The sequence below is a fragment of the Anaerobacillus sp. 63XJN7_4_ISO-PGPR-S23-413 genome, from assembly GCF_056173725.1.
The window spans coordinates 864,110-880,927 of sequence record NZ_CM149688.1 but is presented as its reverse complement, the minus strand read 5'-3'; the positions used below and the strand labels follow the sequence as shown (position 1 = coordinate 880,927).

Annotated in this window: 16 protein-coding genes; 4 read left to right on the top strand and 12 right to left on the bottom strand. The window is 42.9% G+C overall.

Features of this window, described 5'->3' with window-relative positions; all coding sequences use genetic code 11:
- Positions 1–61: 61 nt before the first annotated feature.
- The 6 genes from AC0VYO_RS04810 to AC0VYO_RS04785 all read right to left on the bottom strand — a co-directional run bounded on the left by AC0VYO_RS04810 (position 62) and on the right by AC0VYO_RS04785 (position 9,738).
- Positions 62–2,062, bottom strand: coding sequence for a penicillin-binding transpeptidase domain-containing protein (locus AC0VYO_RS04810; protein WP_475368514.1), 2,001 nt, complete (start codon positions 2,060–2,062; stop codon positions 62–64).
- A gap of 87 nt (positions 2,063–2,149) precedes the next feature.
- On the bottom strand, positions 2,150–3,022 hold the full coding sequence (locus AC0VYO_RS04805; protein ID WP_303530210.1) for an SMP-30/gluconolactonase/LRE family protein: 873 nt from the start codon (positions 3,020–3,022) through the stop codon (positions 2,150–2,152).
- Positions 3,023–3,124: 102 nt separating this feature from the next.
- On the bottom strand, positions 3,125–5,161 hold the full coding sequence (locus AC0VYO_RS04800; protein ID WP_475368513.1) for a ferritin family protein: 2,037 nt from the start codon (positions 5,159–5,161) through the stop codon (positions 3,125–3,127).
- Positions 5,162–5,386: 225 nt separating this feature from the next.
- A complete protein-coding gene (locus tag AC0VYO_RS04795) occupies positions 5,387–6,967 on the bottom strand; it encodes a glycoside hydrolase family 32 protein (RefSeq protein ID WP_475368512.1) in 1,581 nt (526 codons plus the stop codon).
- 97 nt (positions 6,968–7,064) lie between these two features.
- The gene (locus AC0VYO_RS04790; RefSeq protein ID WP_475366712.1) at positions 7,065–8,393 is read right to left on the bottom strand and encodes a glycoside hydrolase family 68 protein; all 1,329 of its coding nucleotides are present in this window, start codon (positions 8,391–8,393) and stop codon (positions 7,065–7,067) included.
- Between the two features lie 34 nt (positions 8,394–8,427).
- On the bottom strand, positions 8,428–9,738 hold the full coding sequence (locus AC0VYO_RS04785) for a glycoside hydrolase family 68 protein (RefSeq protein WP_430243647.1): 1,311 nt from the start codon (positions 9,736–9,738) through the stop codon (positions 8,428–8,430).
- 399 nt (positions 9,739–10,137) lie between these two features.
- On the opposite strand from AC0VYO_RS04785, the gene AC0VYO_RS04780 reads away from it, so the two are divergent.
- The gene (locus AC0VYO_RS04780) at positions 10,138–11,487 is read left to right on the top strand and encodes a dipeptidase (RefSeq protein ID WP_475366711.1); all 1,350 of its coding nucleotides are present in this window, start codon (positions 10,138–10,140) and stop codon (positions 11,485–11,487) included.
- Between the two features lie 49 nt (positions 11,488–11,536).
- Here AC0VYO_RS04780 and AC0VYO_RS04775 read toward each other — a convergent pair whose 3' ends face one another.
- From AC0VYO_RS04775 to AC0VYO_RS04760, 4 genes are all read right to left on the bottom strand, one after another.
- Positions 11,537–11,848, bottom strand: coding sequence for a hypothetical protein (locus AC0VYO_RS04775; protein WP_475368511.1), 312 nt, complete (start codon positions 11,846–11,848; stop codon positions 11,537–11,539).
- Between the two features lie 43 nt (positions 11,849–11,891).
- On the bottom strand, positions 11,892–12,161 hold the full coding sequence (rpsN, locus tag AC0VYO_RS04770) for a 30S ribosomal protein S14 (protein ID WP_404682878.1): 270 nt from the start codon (positions 12,159–12,161) through the stop codon (positions 11,892–11,894).
- Positions 12,162–12,404: 243 nt separating this feature from the next.
- Entirely contained in the window at positions 12,405–12,737 is a 333-nt protein-coding gene (locus AC0VYO_RS04765; RefSeq protein ID WP_194220467.1) for a potassium channel family protein, read from the bottom strand.
- A 168-nt stretch (positions 12,738–12,905) separates the two neighbouring features.
- The gene (locus AC0VYO_RS04760) at positions 12,906–13,910 is read right to left on the bottom strand and encodes an SDR family oxidoreductase (RefSeq protein ID WP_475366710.1); all 1,005 of its coding nucleotides are present in this window, start codon (positions 13,908–13,910) and stop codon (positions 12,906–12,908) included.
- A gap of 173 nt (positions 13,911–14,083) precedes the next feature.
- Between AC0VYO_RS04760 and AC0VYO_RS04755 the strand changes: the two genes are divergently transcribed.
- Positions 14,084–14,554: a nucleoside deaminase gene (locus AC0VYO_RS04755; protein ID WP_430243655.1), complete on the top strand. Its 471-nt coding sequence runs from the start codon at positions 14,084–14,086 to the stop codon at positions 14,552–14,554.
- 44 nt (positions 14,555–14,598) lie between these two features.
- Here AC0VYO_RS04755 and AC0VYO_RS04750 read toward each other — a convergent pair whose 3' ends face one another.
- The gene (locus AC0VYO_RS04750) at positions 14,599–14,853 is read right to left on the bottom strand and encodes a DUF6007 family protein (protein ID WP_475366708.1); all 255 of its coding nucleotides are present in this window, start codon (positions 14,851–14,853) and stop codon (positions 14,599–14,601) included.
- Between the two features lie 142 nt (positions 14,854–14,995).
- Here AC0VYO_RS04750 and AC0VYO_RS04745 point away from each other — a divergent pair, with 142 nt between their 5' ends.
- A complete protein-coding gene (locus AC0VYO_RS04745; protein ID WP_194220463.1) occupies positions 14,996–15,283 on the top strand; it encodes a hypothetical protein in 288 nt (95 codons plus the stop codon).
- 76 nt (positions 15,284–15,359) lie between these two features.
- Here AC0VYO_RS04745 and AC0VYO_RS04740 read toward each other — a convergent pair whose 3' ends face one another.
- A complete protein-coding gene (locus AC0VYO_RS04740; protein WP_475368510.1) occupies positions 15,360–16,025 on the bottom strand; it encodes a type 1 glutamine amidotransferase domain-containing protein in 666 nt (221 codons plus the stop codon).
- 143 nt (positions 16,026–16,168) lie between these two features.
- Here AC0VYO_RS04740 and AC0VYO_RS04735 point away from each other — a divergent pair, with 143 nt between their 5' ends.
- Positions 16,169–16,696 (top strand): DUF2202 domain-containing protein, encoded by a 528-nt coding sequence (locus tag AC0VYO_RS04735; RefSeq protein ID WP_475368509.1) that lies wholly within the window; start codon positions 16,169–16,171, stop codon positions 16,694–16,696.
- The last annotated feature ends 122 nt before the right edge of the window (positions 16,697–16,818 follow it).

Here is a 16,818-nt window from a genome sequence, read left to right as displayed (position 1 = left end):
AGCCAATATATCAGGAATTTGGCCAATAAACGGCGATCAGCCAGCCAAAGTCCATCCAACATCACTGCATTTCAGCGAAAACGTCTTTTACTTTGCCTGTAATATCGTGACTTGAGGCACCTTCGACCATCATCGCGACAAGTAAGTCGTTCTTGTCCGTATTATACGCAACAAACAGTCCATTTTCTGGGCCTTCTTCTTCGCCTGCCGCTTTTAACTCAGCCGTTCCTGTCTTACCAGCGAGCGAAATGCCTTTAACCACTGGATCATAAGCGGTACCCTCAGGATCAGAAACCACCTTCCCAAGATCATCGCTCACAATCGAGGCGATTTCAGGAGAAATCACTTCATACTCCTCCGCTGACTCGTCTTCTCCCGTTCGAAGCGTCGGTTTCAGCATCACGCCATCATTCGCAAACGTCGTATAGGTCATCGCTAACTGATAAGGAGAAATCTGTAGCTCCCCCTGTCCATAGGCAGAGTCAGCTAAAAGAATGTCATTATCATCGAGCCCACCGTTCGAGATCGAAGAGTTTTCAGTTGGGAAAGGAAGCTCAACTTCCTGACCAACCTGGAACGACTCCAATCCTTTCTGGAACTTATCTGCGCCAAGATCCAGCGCTTTACGTGCAAAATAAATATTGTCCGAATGCATAAGCGCTTCTGCAAGGTTTACTTCCGGATCTGCAGGCTTCACGCGCGTCACTTTATATCCACCCCAGCTTGAGTCTGGCTGCCACTTCAAACCATCAATTTTCTCAACTGCATTCGGATCTAAATCCCCATCTCGTAGTGCGATCGAGGCAGTAAGCGGCTTAATCGTCGAGCCTGGTGAATACGTTTTATTAAACTTCGCTGAAAAAGGAAGATCCTTATTATCAGCTAACTTCGCATACTCGCCTTCGTCAAACCCAAGTGTAAAATCATTTGGATTATAGGCAGGGGAGCTTGTTAATGCAAGCGTCTCACCTGTTGTTGGATGGAGCGCTACCGCAGTTCCCGGTTCTTTTCCAAGCTCTTCAAACAACTTCTGTTGGACAGTGCCATCGATCGTAACTTGAATGTTCTCGCCATCAACCTTTTCCTTACTGGCAATCACTTTCTCAGGATCCGCTCCCTTTACTTCAATCGACCAGCCCGTTACACCATGAAGCTCGTCTTCATACACTTGCTCGAGGCCAGCCTTTCCAATGCTTTCATAGCTGGAATACCCTTTTCCTGCATACTTCTCTAGATCTTCTTTCTGCATCTGACGAATATAGCCTGTTAAATGTGCAGCACTTTCACCAAAAGGATAGATTCTTTCAGTCGTATTGTTTATCTGAACGCCTGTAATCTCACTTGCTTCAGCAAGTAACTCTTCCTCTGATTCCATCACGCTTTTTAGCGGAACGAATTGTGTTGGATCAGACTGCACCCACCCCTGATTAAGCTCTTTCTCAATATCCGCTACGCTCACCTTCAACGCATCACTAAGCTCATTCACAATCTTTTCTTGATCAGATTCAATGGCCTGCGGCACAACGCCAATTTGCTTAACCGTACCATTGATCGCTAAGCCCTCTCCATTCCGATCGGTCAATTCACCACGAACCGGAACTGAAGAACGAATGGCGACCTCATCACCTTCCTTCAATTCTTTAAAAATAAACGAAGGATTCCAGTTCACACCGTAAGAATCAGCGTCGTCTCCTTCAGTCAGGACTAGCGTTGCTTCGTTATCAAACGAAACTTCGCCAGCTAGTGTCTGCATCGACACTGAAAAAGGAAACGTCACTTCTCCTTCATCATTTGGCTCAGGCTCTTCTTCCGGTTTCTTAAAAGTAACTTTCAAATCCTCGACTTCTACATCGCCATAAATAGATTTGTAGCGATCAACAAAGTCTTCTTCTGATATTTCCTTTTGCATAGCAGGTGATAACTTCTTATACATGCTGCTAAATTCTTGTTTATTCCAGTCCTTAACATATGTATCGAACGCATCAACCGCTGATGGTTGATCCGAACAACCCGCAAGCAGCAATAAAAAAAGCCCCATTGCGATGAGTGATTTTAGTTTCACACTCAGCCTCCCCTTCTTTTTTTATTCATTTTCTATTATTTTCCTACTATTATAGAAGACTTTTAAACAAGAAGGAAGGGAAAAGGATTAACCTTTAAACGAGTAGGTTCGACTGCCTATCACATTTGTTTTCACTCGAAACACTCCGCCTGCATACGGAAACTGCTTTAGCTCTTCTTCACTCGTATTTGTTCTAGCGGTAGTAATGTAGAGCTCATTCCGCTCTTTTCCACCAAATACACATGATGTTACATTCAGTGCAGGGACGCTTACTTCTAGCAGTCGCTCACCGGTATCAGGATTCCATCTCGTTACCTTGGACCCACCCCAGTGGGCAATCCATAGATTCCCTTCTTCATCGCTCGTCATCCCATCCGGCATGCCTTCTCCGTCTGGAATGGTGATCACCTCAACGGGATTACGAATATCACCTGTAGAAAAATCATAATCATAGCGGACAACTTTTTTCGTTGGGGTATCAATAAAGTACATGTAGCGCGTATCAGGTGACCATGCCAAACCATTTGATGTACTCACATGATCAACTTTCTTCGTCACCTCAAGGTTTTCATCAAGGCAATAAAGCGCTCCTTCTCCTTTTAACCCTTCTAAGTGCATCGTACCTGCCCAAAACCTGCCTGCAGGATCACACTTGCCATCATTAAATCGGTTATCTGGTAAATGACTTTCTGGATCGGTGATTGCTTCAACGCTCTCCGTAGAAAGGTTCATCGCATAAAAGCCACCGGCCATCGCCATCACAAGTCCGCCTGATTCTCGCGGAGCAATTGTGCCAACCATTTGCTCCTGTTGCGTCTCAATATTGCCTGCGGTCATTGGATTGTAGGCGTGAACCTTCTTCCCTTCAATATCCACCCAATAGAGAAGCTGGCTTTGATCATCCCAGCAAGGACCTTCTCCAAGTATCGCGCGTGCATCAATCACTAGTTTTGCTTCCATATTATGTACCTCCTAATTAGTGAATCATCTATTCTCTCTACTCTACCCCTTAATAAGAAAAGGGTCCACCTTCTATGAAGAAGAAGGGAACCCATCAACCTTTTAAATTAAAAACGGATTCGTTAAATCTGCCCACTGATATTTCTGTCCCCAGCTTTCTTTTGCGAGAGTTGTCACCCGATCAATCAATTCATCTGGAACGACCGCTAAATCGCCCATCTCGTTTGGGTTATAGTGATAGGCATAAACACGTGAAAGGAATTGATCAAATGGAAGGCTCGCTTCCCCTTCCTCTTCGCCGTGATTCCGAACCGTTGACTTAATGCCCTGCCCCCAATCTTGACCGCTATCATTGTTCGGATTATAGAAATAAACTCTCATTTGTCCGGATGAATCCGCAGCAATACGTTGAATCGAAATGGCATGCAACCCGAGTAAGTCCGCATTAGCCGTCGTAACGAAAATTCCGACCGGGTTTGGATAAATGAGCTGATGTCCTGCGTTGTAGTCTGGATGATGCGTCGCGTAAAAAAGCCGAGCAAACTGCTCATAATCTGACACGCCACCAGTAACTGGATTGATAACAGAAGAAAACTCTTTGGATATCCACTGACCGTAAAATTCTGGATTCACAAATTTATGACCATCTTCCCCACGAAGGGCACTGCGCTTCATCATTTCATCGTAAACGCGATCAAGATGCGGAACGAGTATAAGTGAAACGGCATCAAGTTCTTTGTGAAGATCCGGAGCTAGACCTCCTAAGATGAGAGAAGAATTGATTTCAGCCCCTTCAAACGAAATATCAACCTCACCATCACGACACGCTCTTGCGACAAGTTCTAGAAGGAATCCAGGGTCATGCTGTGACCAAAGGCTGATTCCTCGCGCAGATTGACATGTAGGATTCATCCCCTGACCAATGCCAAGCGGTTGCCCTAGCACACTCAGTAGACCTGAAAGTAAAATCCCTACAGGCGTCACATCATCAGGATGATTCCGTGAAGCCATTAAATCCTTTTCTACTTCTGCTAGCATATCGATTTCAATGATCCTTTCAAGCCCTGGGATTACCGGAGGAGAAGATAAAACCCCACGCTCAAGCATGCGCGCAAGTCCATAGAGGGACTGAGCTGTGACAGGATAGATGGATAGTAAAATGAGCTCTTTTACTAAAGAAAAATGCTCATTTAAATTAGCTTCACCTTTTTCAGTTAATCCAAGCGTGAGGACGAGTAGATGAGAAGCGTCCTCCTCAGCAAGGGTACGAGCAAGCTGTGCGTGAATGGGAGAAACGAGACCTGTATCACGCATGACATCAGCGAACCGTTCCGCTTCTAACTCTTTCTCCATTTCAGATAACGCATTGAATTGATCGCGATAGTCCATAAAGTCCGGATAGGATTGACTCAGTTCCGTCGGAGCATGCACGCTATCGAGATAGCGCTGAATGCTCGCGCGTCCTTCTGTGCTTAAGTCCTCTGAAGACAAGAGATTTTCAGCGTAACCGATCATTTCTTTAATTCGCTTTACCATGATCGGGCGCTGTGCGGTTAGTCGATCAATTTCATCCACAAACGTAGCCGACAGCGATCCGAGCGACATCTTTTCAGCTAAAAATTGAAAAAGGTTCATGCCCCTCTTTTGTTCTTGACCTTGATTGATTCTTGCTTCCTCCGTCTCAGCTGGGAAAATCATTTGGAGATTTAGCGCCATGACTTTGTTTAGAAAAGTGCGAGCCTGTTCGCTCGAAACATCTGGATGAGTATATTCCTCTTTCGCAATCGCAAGCATACGAAGCTCACTTAGTACTTCAAAAATCGAATAGTTTCCGTCTATTTTAAAAGATCCCCCTACAAGAGGCGGTTGTAATTTACGAGGTTCTTCCCATGGTCCACCTTCAAAAACGCCCGCCTTATCATAGTCACTAGCGAGTTGATAAAGGGATTCGAGATTATTCTGGTCAATGAGAACGGCAGCGTCTGATAATAGTTCTTCTAACACAACTGGATTCTGACGGTTTTCCTTGAATGACTGAAGAGTACTGACAAACTTTTGCTGTTCTGAATTTGAAAATGATGATTCCATTTCCATACATCCCCCATTATTTACAAGATAGCTATTTGTACCCCAATCCAAGAAAAGGAAACCCCTTCTATGGACCAATTTATTTTCGATTATCGAGCATTTCGCGGAATAATTAAGAATATCGCGGAAAAATCACGTTTTTCGCGGAATAAAATAAAATATCGCGGATATATTCCAGAATTCGCGGAAATAACGAGATTCACCTCTCAACAAGAAGTCTCCAATACGAAAAAGCGGTCATCTTTATCGCAGATGACCGCTCTCAACATGTAACCTTTACTCTTCCCCACCCGTTTTCCACGAAGAATCAAGCTTATACACTTCTAAAGAATCAAGTGTCACTTTGCCATTCATCGCATAGATCTCAAAACCATCACTTTCCTCAGATGGGAAGATCCGATTTGTCATAACACGCTTTCCATCGTTCACAAACAATTCAACGGAAGAGCGATCAACAAAAAGATGGAGCTTCACTTTGCCATCTTCCGTTGGTTCAAGCGGAGCTCGATACACACCAGGAAACTGTTCATGAAATCCTGTATCGCCACTATTTTGCCGATCAACAAACGCGAGATTATTCTTGGAGTCATAACCTACAATCGTTTCCTCTTCATCTCCCTTTCGAACGCGGAAGCCGAATTCACCTGACGTGTCTAAATCAAATTCAGCGATCACCTCATACGTATCTGCTTTAAAATCATCAAGCGGCATTCGACCTTCCACTTCTTTATCCGATAAATCCACTAACTTCTTAGAACGATTTGACTCAATCTCACCCGCAGGCTCTTGGATAAGACGCGTTTCTCCGTTCACTTCTTTCAAAGAAACCTGACGTGGTAAAGACATCGCCCCTTTCCACGGATCCGTTGGCAAATCAGTCGCATACTTCCAATTGCTCATCCACGCCATCCAAATCGGATTACCTTCATGATTGCTGAAGGCTTGAGCCGCATAGAAATCAGTGCCATAATCGACCCAGTTAATGTCTTCTTTTGCGCCTTCTCTCGTGAACGTCTCTCCATCAAAATCACCGATAAAATACTGTCCACCGGATCCGCCGGCGATGCTGCCTGGATTCATATCCACCTGTAGCACCCATTTTTCATTCTCCGAATCCTCATCGACAGGTAGTTTAAATAACTCTGGTGTTTCCCAAACGCCACCCTGCGCTCCCTGATCGACACCAAATTCACTAAGCTGCTGCCAATCGATCAAATTATCCGAACCGTAAAAGATAACTTTATCTCCAGCAGCGAGAAGCATGATCCACTTTTCAGACTCCTCGTGCCAGATCACTTTTGGATCTCGAAAATCTTTGATTCCTGGATTCGGAAGTATTGGGTTACCACCGTACTTTTTCCATGTTTCGCCACCATCTTCACTATAAGCAAGCGCCTGAGTTTGTTCTTCACCAGCGATTGTATAGAACGCTACGAGACCCCCTTTTCCTTCTTTAAAAAGACCGCTCGTATTGTTCTCGTCATAGACCGCACCACCCGAGAAAATCATTCCCTGATCATCCGCCTCTAGCGCCATTGGCTTCTCTTCCCAGTTATAAAGGTCCTCACTAACCGCATGGCCCCAGCCCATGTTGCCAAATTCATTTCCAGAAGGATTATGTTGATAAAATAAATTGTATTGTCCTTCAAAAAAGACCATTCCATTTGGATCATTCATCCAGTTTTGCATCGGCGTATAGTGAAATTGGGGTCGATACGATTGATTGTAGTCTTCTAGGATCCCCGCTTCTTTTACTTCGTCTTGCCTGGAAGATTCATTGTTTTCATTCCAGCTCATTATGAGTATAATTATGCCGATTACTAAGATAGCTCCGACAGCTAGCAACCATTTTCTCATCGTATCAAGCTCTCCTGTCCATCGAGTTTACGAATAGGATATCTCTGAATAAAAAAGTAACTGCCGAAGTGTGTCCCCCGACAGTTACCATAAAAGATTATTTAAATACGCCAGCATCCATTTCTTTCACAATCTTCGTTTCATCATTATGAATGGAAAGTTTAAGAGATGGTGCTAGTGTGCCACCAAAGTGGTCAAATTGGTACTGCTCTGATTGCGCTCCAAGTTCATCGATCGTTAAGCCATTTAGGTCATAGAAGTTCGCAAAGCTAACCACTGTGCCATTCGGCATTACCATCCATGAGTACGTTTGATATGGTTCATTCTCTGGATTCGCTACAACAAGACCACTACCGTTAAGAGGTTCATAGTCCGCTGTTAGAGAGTTTGATACGAAGCCATAGAGACCATCTGGACCATTCGTTCCAGGAGCGAATTTGTTCTTGTGCGTATCAGTGAAAAGGTAATATTTATTCCCTTTTGTCACGATATGCGGACGCTCAAGTTCCTGATTCAGGCTGTTCGCTTCCATCAACGGAGGCATGATTTCAAACTCAGTGTAGTCATCGTTCTCTGCTTTTGCGATACCAATGCTACCGTTAAAGAGCTTTGATACTTCTGGTACTTCGTCTACAGTAGCGAAGTCTTCAGAACCAATGTGTTCTTGTTCAACCGAGCGCTCTGCAGGCGTGCCTCCGGAATTTCCTTCAAACAAAATATAATCTTCGCCTGTTTTAGGATCTTCGAAGAACCATGGATCACGGAATGCATAAGCGATGTCGCCCTGCTTACTTTGTTCCATTGTCTGGTAGTATTCGCCATCTGGCTCAAGAATCACTTCATGATCAGACCAGTTTGTAAATTCGACTCCTTTTTTCGATGCATCCACATCAGCAGAAGCTTTTACAAGACGCTGTTCATAAGTCAATTGCTCTTCGCCTTTACGACCAGTTGCCGTATAGAAGAAATTGATTTCGCCGTCTTCAATCATGGCAGAACCTGCCCATTGACGTGAACCTAGTGCCTGTTCTTCATTGAAAACAGTTCCACCAAGCTCCCAGTCCTTACCATTCTTTGAAACGAAATAGCGGATTTCAGCGATATCATGACGCTTACCAGGCAATACATCACTTGGTGCTGTCAGTGAGAAGATCACTTTATATCCGTTCACAGTTGCGATGGAGCCATCCTTTTTTCGAAGAGGCCACGTATCCCAGATATGATAATCTGGCGCAATCTGCTCAAGATCTTTTGTATTAATTTCAGGTGCTGTATTATCCTTGTTTTGCACAATCTTTGCTGCATCTTCTCTTGTCCAGTTCGACGTTTCGCTCTCAGCCGCAAAGCCTGTTGCCGGAGCAAAGCTTGAAAACAGGGTAGCGAATCCGAGTACGGAAGTCGCTACTGTTTTTGAAAACTTATTCATGTTTGTAAGTCTCCTTTAGTCTGGTTTCCCAGTTTTAGTGTGATGGCATGATTTGCCCTGGCTTAAGTGCGCCGTTTACTTTTGTTTCGTTACCATGGATCGAAAGTTTAAGCGTTGGTGCAAATGTACCGCCATATTGAAGCTCACCATTTTCATCACGATACTCATTTACAAAGCTAATAACTGTACCGTTCGGCATAACTGCATGAGAGTATGTCATGAAAGGATCATCTTCAGGGTTTGCTACAACAAGACCGTTGCCGTTAAGCGGCTCGTAGTCTCCTCGAAGAGAATCATTCGTAAAGCCATAAAGACCATCAGGACCAGTTAATCCAGGAGCAAACGTAAATTTATGTGTGATTGTGAAGAGGTAGTAGTCTCCGCCTTTAACAAGAAGGTGAGGACGTTCAAGCTGCTGGTTAACACCGTTTGCTTCAAGTAGTGGTGGAAGCAATTCAAAGTCTGTTAGATCTTCATTCTGTGCTTCAGCAATCCCAACGTTCCCGTTGTAATCTTCAGCGCCAGCTGGTACATCGTGAGAAGAACGGAAATCAGCATCGCCAATGTTTTCTGGATCAAGTGACTTGTCGTCTCCAGCTGTATTTCCTTCAAAGATTAAGTATTCTTTTCCTGTCTTAGGGTCCTGGAAGAACCATGGGTCACGGAATGAATAAATGATATTACCAGTTTTTTGTTCTTGCGTTTCATAGTACTCACCGTCTGCTTCAGCAAGAATTTCGTGTTCGCCAAAGTTGCTTAGTTCAACAGATTTTGATTTCTTATCTGCTTCGATATCAAACGTAGTTTTCGCAAGACGCTGTTCAAATGTTGTTTGTTCTTCGCCTTTACGTCCAGTTGCTGTATAGAAAAGGTGTACCTTTCCATCGTCATCCATCATAGCTGATCCTGCCCATTGGCGAGCACCTAGTGCATCTTCTGAATCATAAGCAAGTCCGCCCATCTTCCAATCTTTCCCGTTCTTCGAGTAGAAGTAGCGAATTTGAGCTTCGTCATGTCGGCCACCCCATGTATATTCTCTAGATGCTGTAAGTGCAAAAACAACCTGGTAACCGTTTATCTGAGCAATTGATCCATCACGGTTACGTAGCGGCCATGTATCCCAAACCCAATAGTCTGGAGCGACTTCATCTACATTGTCAATGTTAGGTGCAGTGTTATCTTTTGATAAGTCATAATCCTGCGCATCTTGACGTGACCATACAGCTGTTTCAGCTTCATTTTCAGCTGCATTCGTTGTTAATGGTGTACCTGCAAATCCACTTACTAGCATAATTGTCGATAGTGCAATCCCCTTAAAAACAGAAGACTTTTTCACGTTCCCCATCTGCCACACTCCTCAAAATTTTAGTTGATTGTTTCGTTCGCCATAACTGTATGGAAAATATGTGAACACGTCAACAAGCTCGAAAAGTCACATTTCATACACAACTTTTGATACGTAAACCCTACTCTCACAGAAAAGAAAGCGGTTTGCAATCGTGTATTGAAAAGGTTTCCAAACCAAAAATAAATAGTTCTTTCGTATCAGGAATCGATTCCACATGGAGGTATTTAGACTCACTCAATATGACAACTGATTAATGTGAATGTAATAATTTTAATCTTAAATTCAAAGCACTGTTATCAGTTTACCTTTTTTATCCATCATTATAATACGCTTCAATGTAAAAATAAGCCACACTCGACTATAATAAGGACAACATAATAGAGGAGGAAAACCTATATGCAAAAAGCCATCGAACAACATAAAAATGCGTTTCTTAACGAACTAGAAGAATTTCTAAAAATCCAAAGTATTTCAGCCGTTCCCACCCATGAGTCAGACGTTCAAAAAGGGGCTGAGTGGGTCGCAAATTCTTTAGAAAAAGCTGGCATGGAAAACATTGAAGTCATCGAAACAGACGGCCATCCGATCGTTTACGCCGACTGGCTTTATGCGGAAGATCAACCGACAATTCTTATCTATGGCCATTATGATGTACAGCCTGCTGACCCACTCGAACTTTGGGAAACACCGCCATTTGAACCCGTTATTCGTGATAATAAGATATATGCCCGCGGTGCAACGGATGACAAAGGGCAGCTGTTTATTCATATCAAAGCGATGGAACTGCTGATGCAAGAAGATGGCAAGCTACCCGTCAATGTGAAGTTCTGTATAGAAGGTGAGGAAGAAATCGCAAGTCCACATCTTGGACCTTTTATTGAAGAAAACACTGATAAGCTCGCTGCTGACGCGGTTGTGATTTCAGATACTTCTTTTATTAAAGAAGGATTACCTGCCATTTGTACGTCTCTACGCGGCGCCCTTGCGATGGAGGTGAAGGTGAAAACAGCGAATACTGATTTGCATTCAGGAGTTTATGGTGGCGGCGTTCCAAACGCGGTTCATTCCCTTGTTCGGCTACTCGATAGTCTTCATAGCGAAGATGGATCCATTGCTGTTGAAGGATTTTACGAAGGGGTACCAGAACTAACAGAAGAATTAAGAGAAGAGATTGCTCGTATTCCATCTGATGATGAAGCGATGAAGCAAGAGCTCGGACTAACTTCCTTATTTGGTGAGAAAGGATTCTCCTTCAAGGAACGGACAGGCATTCGTCCGACGCTCGAATTGAACGGCATTTCAGGTGGCTACCAGGGTGATGGAATTAAGACGATTGTTCCATCAGAAGCAACTGGTAAAATTAGCTGTCGTCTCGTTGGGAAGCAGGATCCTCAGCACATCTACGAATTAATTGAAAAACACCTGCTCGAGCATCAACCTGCAGGTACTACGATGACCGTTAATCAATTTATTCAAGCACGCCCAGTCTCGCTTGATTCGAATGATCCTATGATTCAAAAAGCGGCCGATGCTTATGAAGAAGTATACGGCGAGCGCGCTCTCTTCCCTAAAGAAGGGGGATCAATACCAATCGTAGAAGTGTTCGCTCGCGTTCTCGAAGCACCCGTCGTCCTTATGGGCTTCGGCTTACCATCAGAAAACTTGCATGCTCCAAATGAACATTTTCACATTGATAATTTCACAAAAGGAATTGAAACGGTTTGTACCTACTTCAAATCACTGTAGTTCCTAATGAAAAAGAGAGGCGGCTCGATTGCGAGCTGCCTCTCTTCATTTAGAACGTAAGATAACCTTTTATGACTCTTTTTCCACTTGAAGGTTGCTCCAACCATTTCATACGCTGAAGCTTTTCATCCAATCTTGCGGCAATCTTCCATTCAATCCGATGCATCATTGTTCTCGCCTTATAAGCTGAGATACCAAACTCATTAGCTGCTTCATGATATGGGGAATACTTTTTCAGAAGGTTAAGGTATTGATCCGGTGTAGCCGCTGATTGTATTAACCTAACTTCCAGTTCATCGATGAACTGATAGAGGGCTTTCTCCTTCTCAGGGAGCTTCGCCACGATATCACGAACGAGCATCTTCAACAAATGTTCATTGCACTCCATATCTTCCCCTACCCTTTTACCAGCTTGACTTCTTCACCCCAGGAATCTGCCCCTTATGAGCATATTCACGAAACGCAATTCTAGACATTTTAAATTTCCTTAAATACCCCTTCGGACGACCAGTTACTTCACACCGATTATTCAAGCGTGTTGGTGATGAATCACGTGGGAGCTTTCGTAACGCTTCAAAATCTCCTTTTGCCTTCAATTCATTTCGTAGCTCAGCATACTTCATGACGAGCTCCTGCCGCTTTTGTTCTTTTACTACTTTCGATTTCTTAGCCAACCTAATTCATCCCTTCATCTATTCTAATTTATGCTATTCGTTTTGGCACCGTGCATAGAGCAATTATCCACAACCTATACCAATAGCTCGCTTTTTACAAATCGTAAACATTACGTTTTGTATTATATGCTTGTATTCGTTATAACGCAAGGAATCAAACTCCGCATTGAGTGCGTCCTAATGAATGATAAAAAAAGCCCAACTTCATTTCCAGTTGAGCCCTCCCTTTATCATCACTATCTATTAATCTTGTTTCCTTTTACTTCTTCCCATATGTAAAGCAAGCTTATTAATAAATCCAAGAATTAGACCAACTCCTGTGAATAAATAAATGATCGTGAAAATTTTCCCAAAATCGGTTTGTGGACTAAAATCCCCAAACCCTACAGTTGTTAGCGTAACAACACTAAAGTAAAGCGAATCTAACACGGACCAGCTTTCGACAGTGTGATAGAAAATTGTTCCTGAGACGAGTGTAATCGTTGTAAGAAAGAAAAGAACTTGAAATTCTTTATCCTTTATCGCTTTCCATAATGCTGACAACATCCTCTTTAAAGTAAGAAGAAATGATATCATCTTGACCTCCTTCTGTTTCGTTGATGAAACCGAGTATTCTTCCCTCACATCGTTCAACTACATCCAATAGATTATTCTAGCATAACAACAAAAACCTGACGGATCGCCGCCAGGCTCTGTCCTTTTAACTCACTCGGTTAAGATCGCCTCATTTTCGGAGGGGAAAACTCATCGTGATTCTGCCATACGTAAAAGGGCTTTCTCCTTCTCTCTTGTAAGTCCAGCTTTGAATGGGTTCTCATCATTTCGAATGGGTAGCCAGTTTAAAACATCGTGAATCGTTTCTTCAAGAGGACGAAGGCTCAGTCCCTCACGAAGCGCCCGATCAATATTCGTCTCAGCTGCGCTCATTGATTCAGGAAGCCAGAGCGGTAATTCAGTCCACGGCGCTATTTCATTTTCAAGAAGAAACTCTTCGTTTACCCAACGAAAAACCGCATTACTTCCGCTCACCTTTTTACATGACGCAAGCACTTCCCCCATTGTATTCATTCTTTCTCTCCCGGTCACATTGTACGCGCCCGCGACCCTTTGTTCCGTCATTCGCAATACCCAATCAGCAAGGTCTCGCACATCTATGAATTGTACCGGACGCTCAGGGTTTCCTGGCGCTAGAACTTCACCACCCTCGTGAATTCGCTTAACCCAGTAAGTAAAGCGATCTGAATAATCATACGGCCCTACGACGAGTCCAGGTCGAATATGAAGAACCCGGCCACTCAAATTCTTTTCTGCAACAGCTTCACACTTCGCTTTTAGTGCACCATAATGCTCGTTGTAAATCGGTCCAGCTGTTCCTGCCGTTATACGTTCCGCTTCCGTATCTGAGATTTCCTGAAGAGGCGAACTTTCTGTACATGGCTTTTCTCCGAAATCTTGATAAGCTGAAACACTCGATATATATGTATAATGGTTAACCCTATCCTGTAAAAGCTTCGTCGATTTATTCACTGTTCTCGGAATAAACCCTGACGTATCAATTACGGCATCCCACTTTCTTCCCGCTAGACTGGATAAATCTCCATCACGATCTCCGATAATCGTTTCAACCTCTGAAAATTGCTGCTTATTAGTCCCTCTATTAAATAGCGTAACCGTATGTCCATTCTCTAAAGCTCTCTCTGTTACATATTTTCCAATAAAACGTGTTCCACCAAGGATTAATAGCTCCATTCTCATTCCCTCCTTATTTTGTTATAACATTAATCAAAAATTCCCCCCTCGCTCTTTAGTCGTTAAGAAAACACTTCGCCTTAACATTCCAATCTCCTGTATGGAAATTTATTTGATCAGATAGGGAATGCTGTGGAATATGTCTAATTATTAGTGTACAGGAGTGTGATGAAATGACGGAGAAAGATTGGTTAACACATGCAATCCAGCTAGCATCTATAAGCGTAACTGAACATAACGGCGGGCCATTTGGTGCAATCGTCGTCAAAAATGGCGTTGTTATAGGCGAAGGATTCAATCAAGTGACAACGGATCATGATCCTACTGCCCATGCAGAAGTTGTCGCAATACGAAACGCCTGTCAAAAACTCGGGACGCATCAGCTTGAAGGCTGTGTTGTTTACGCAAGCTGTGAGCCCTGCCCGATGTGCCTTGGAGCAATCTACTGGTCTCGCCCAGACCGTGTATATTTTGCTGCATCGAGAAATGAAGCTGCTGACGCTGGTTTTGATGATGCCGTGATTTATAACGAAATTGAGAAAAAACCTGAACAAAGAACCATTCCGTTTCACCATATTGAAATGGATGAGAAGAACGAACCTTTTCAAAGCTGGGAAAAGCATAAGAATCGAATAGACTACTAAAAAGAAGGATGTGCACTATGCGCATCCTCCTTTTTAGTAATTTATTATCCTCTCTTCACAAACCGCTGAACATACCTTGATATCGTAAACAGACCAATTGTACAACCAAAGAAAATAAATACGTTAATAAAGATGTCGATCAGTCGATCATCAGGCAGATAAGAAAACAACAAAATAGCCGGAAGAAACAATACTACTTCCCATATGGCAATGCCCTTTAATAACCCACGTACATCCAACTGATGATTCATATATCCTTTCACTTCCTTATAGAAATGGTCGTTCAATAATTCTTCCACTTCTTCCTAACGAATACCTCCTCTTTTCGCAGTTAGGTGGAGAAAATTCCAAATTCAAATGACGTTTTACTTGAAAATCATATTTATACCATTCCGTTCATAGCATAGTGTTGTATCAAAATTCGCGAAGGAGGGGATTGAGATGTCTGAGAGAAATTCAACGAAAGAAGATAATATTGTGAAGAAGACATCAAAAACCGCAAGTGATCTTGTGAATAAATCCGCTGACACAGCGAACGATATTGTCAAGTCAGTTAGCGGAGAAGGCGGTCTTGTAGGGAAAGCCGCTGACGCTTCAACAGACTTTGTTAAAAATGTGAGTAAAACAGGGAACAAAGTCGTTGGTAAGTCAGTTGATACGGCCTCTAATGTATTTAAAGGTGCTACTAAAAAGGTTTTCGGTAAGAAAAAAGACAAAGATAAAGAGTAAAAAATATAAACGAAAAGGACTCCGAAACTCGGAGTCCTTTTCGTTTATATTATCTATCTCCTAGGGATCTTAATCATTAGCTAAGTTTCTCGACTACTTCTTTCGCAACACTAGTAGTTGATTGCGGATTTTGACCAGTAATTAAATTACCGTCTATTTGCATGTGATCTGACCAGTTATCTTCTGTAACAAAGTCAGCACCAAGTTCGCGAAGACGAGTTTCCAGTAAGAAAGGCATGAATTGATCAAGCGTTGTTTCTCTTTCTTCATCGTCTGTAAACGCCGTAATCGTTTTACCTGAAACAAGTGGCTTACCATCTGAAAGAGTTACGCCAACGAGTCCAGCGGGACCATGGCAGACAGAAGCAACAATTTTGTTTGATTCATAGAACTCACGAATCAAGTGCTGAAGCTTATCGTTTTCCGGAAGGTCAAACATTGTTCCGTGCCCACCAGGCATAAAGATCGCATCAAAAGTAGACGCGCCAATGATTTTCTCGAGCTTCACTGTATCTTCAAGGTATTTGGCAGTATCGAGAATTTCTTGAGGCGTTTCTCCACCTTCAAGACTGCGATCATCAACAGGCGCTTTTCCGCCTAGCGGACTAGCTACTGTGATTTGATAGCCAAGCTTTTCAAATTCGATATACGCTTCCCCAAACTCTGATAACCAGAGACCTGTCTTATGTCCTTCTTTCATTGTATCTGCGGTTGTAACAACCATTAATATACGTTTGCTCACGACTGTTCCTCCTACTGTAATTTAACACTTTACAGTTAAGATCATATGCTGTTCTTTAAGGGAAATCAAACAAAATGACTTCACCAATTAAAAATTACATAAAACTCCTCTTTTGTAGGAAGGTTAATCAACAAAAAGGCAAGGTGAGCAAATTGAAAAAAGTAGCGATTATTGCGATCATCAGCTTCATTTTCTTCAACTTCAATCTTATTGAAGCGAATGCAGAAGCTCTTCCAGAAGACTACGGTGCAAAAGGAGCACTACAAGACTCTTCCATTACATTGAAGGAAGCCTTAACGTATGCGATTCAGGATGAGTATCTGGCACAGGCAAGATATGATGCTATCATCAAAGAATTCGGTGACATAAGACCTTTCTCTCAAATTAAAATGGCTGAGCAAAGGCACATTACAGCTCTTCTCCCCTTATTTACAAGGTATAACATAACCGCGCCCGAAAATAATGCTAGCCAGTATACAACCACCCCCAAAACGTTAAAAAAAGCGTTCGAATCTGGCGTTCAAGGAGAAGTTGACAACATAGCCATGTATGAGAAATTAGCGGATCTACCCGACCTGCCGCAGGATGTCAAAACCGTTATGACAAGGCTTGGTGATGCCTCAAAAAATCATCTTGCTGCGTTTAAAAAAGGCTTAAGTCAGTATGAATGAATAAACGATCCCTACCACTATATTCGTGGTAGGGATCGCTTTGTTCAGCAATCATTCAATTGTTCCTTCACTAGCAAACTAATGTAATACGAAATGCGGAAATTGGATGAAGATTGACTTAA

Excerpts from the sequence above, each read along its gene's own strand:
- AC0VYO_RS04765 (WP_194220467.1), bottom strand. The coding sequence starts at position 12,737 with ATGATATCATTTCTTCTTACTTTAAAGAGGATGTTGTCAGCATTATGG.
- AC0VYO_RS04760 (WP_475366710.1), bottom strand. The coding sequence starts at position 13,910 with ATGGAGCTATTAATCCTTGGTGGAACACGTTTTATTGGAAAATATGTA.
- AC0VYO_RS04785 (WP_430243647.1), bottom strand. The coding sequence starts at position 9,738 with ATGGGGAACGTGAAAAAGTCTTCTGTTTTTAAGGGGATTGCACTATCG.
- AC0VYO_RS04775 (WP_475368511.1), bottom strand. The coding sequence starts at position 11,848 with ATGCTCGTTCGTGATATCGTGGCGAAGCTCCCTGAGAAGGAGAAAGCC.
- AC0VYO_RS04745 (WP_194220463.1), top strand. The coding sequence starts at position 14,996 with ATGTCTGAGAGAAATTCAACGAAAGAAGATAATATTGTGAAGAAGACA.
- AC0VYO_RS04795 (WP_475368512.1), bottom strand. The coding sequence starts at position 6,967 with ATGAGAAAATGGTTGCTAGCTGTCGGAGCTATCTTAGTAATCGGCATA.
- AC0VYO_RS04780 (WP_475366711.1), top strand. The coding sequence starts at position 10,138 with ATGCAAAAAGCCATCGAACAACATAAAAATGCGTTTCTTAACGAACTA.
- AC0VYO_RS04790 (WP_475366712.1), bottom strand. The coding sequence starts at position 8,393 with ATGAATAAGTTTTCAAAAACAGTAGCGACTTCCGTACTCGGATTCGCT.
- AC0VYO_RS04805 (WP_303530210.1), bottom strand. The coding sequence starts at position 3,022 with ATGGAAGCAAAACTAGTGATTGATGCACGCGCGATACTTGGAGAAGGT.
- AC0VYO_RS04755 (WP_430243655.1), top strand. The coding sequence starts at position 14,084 with ATGACGGAGAAAGATTGGTTAACACATGCAATCCAGCTAGCATCTATA.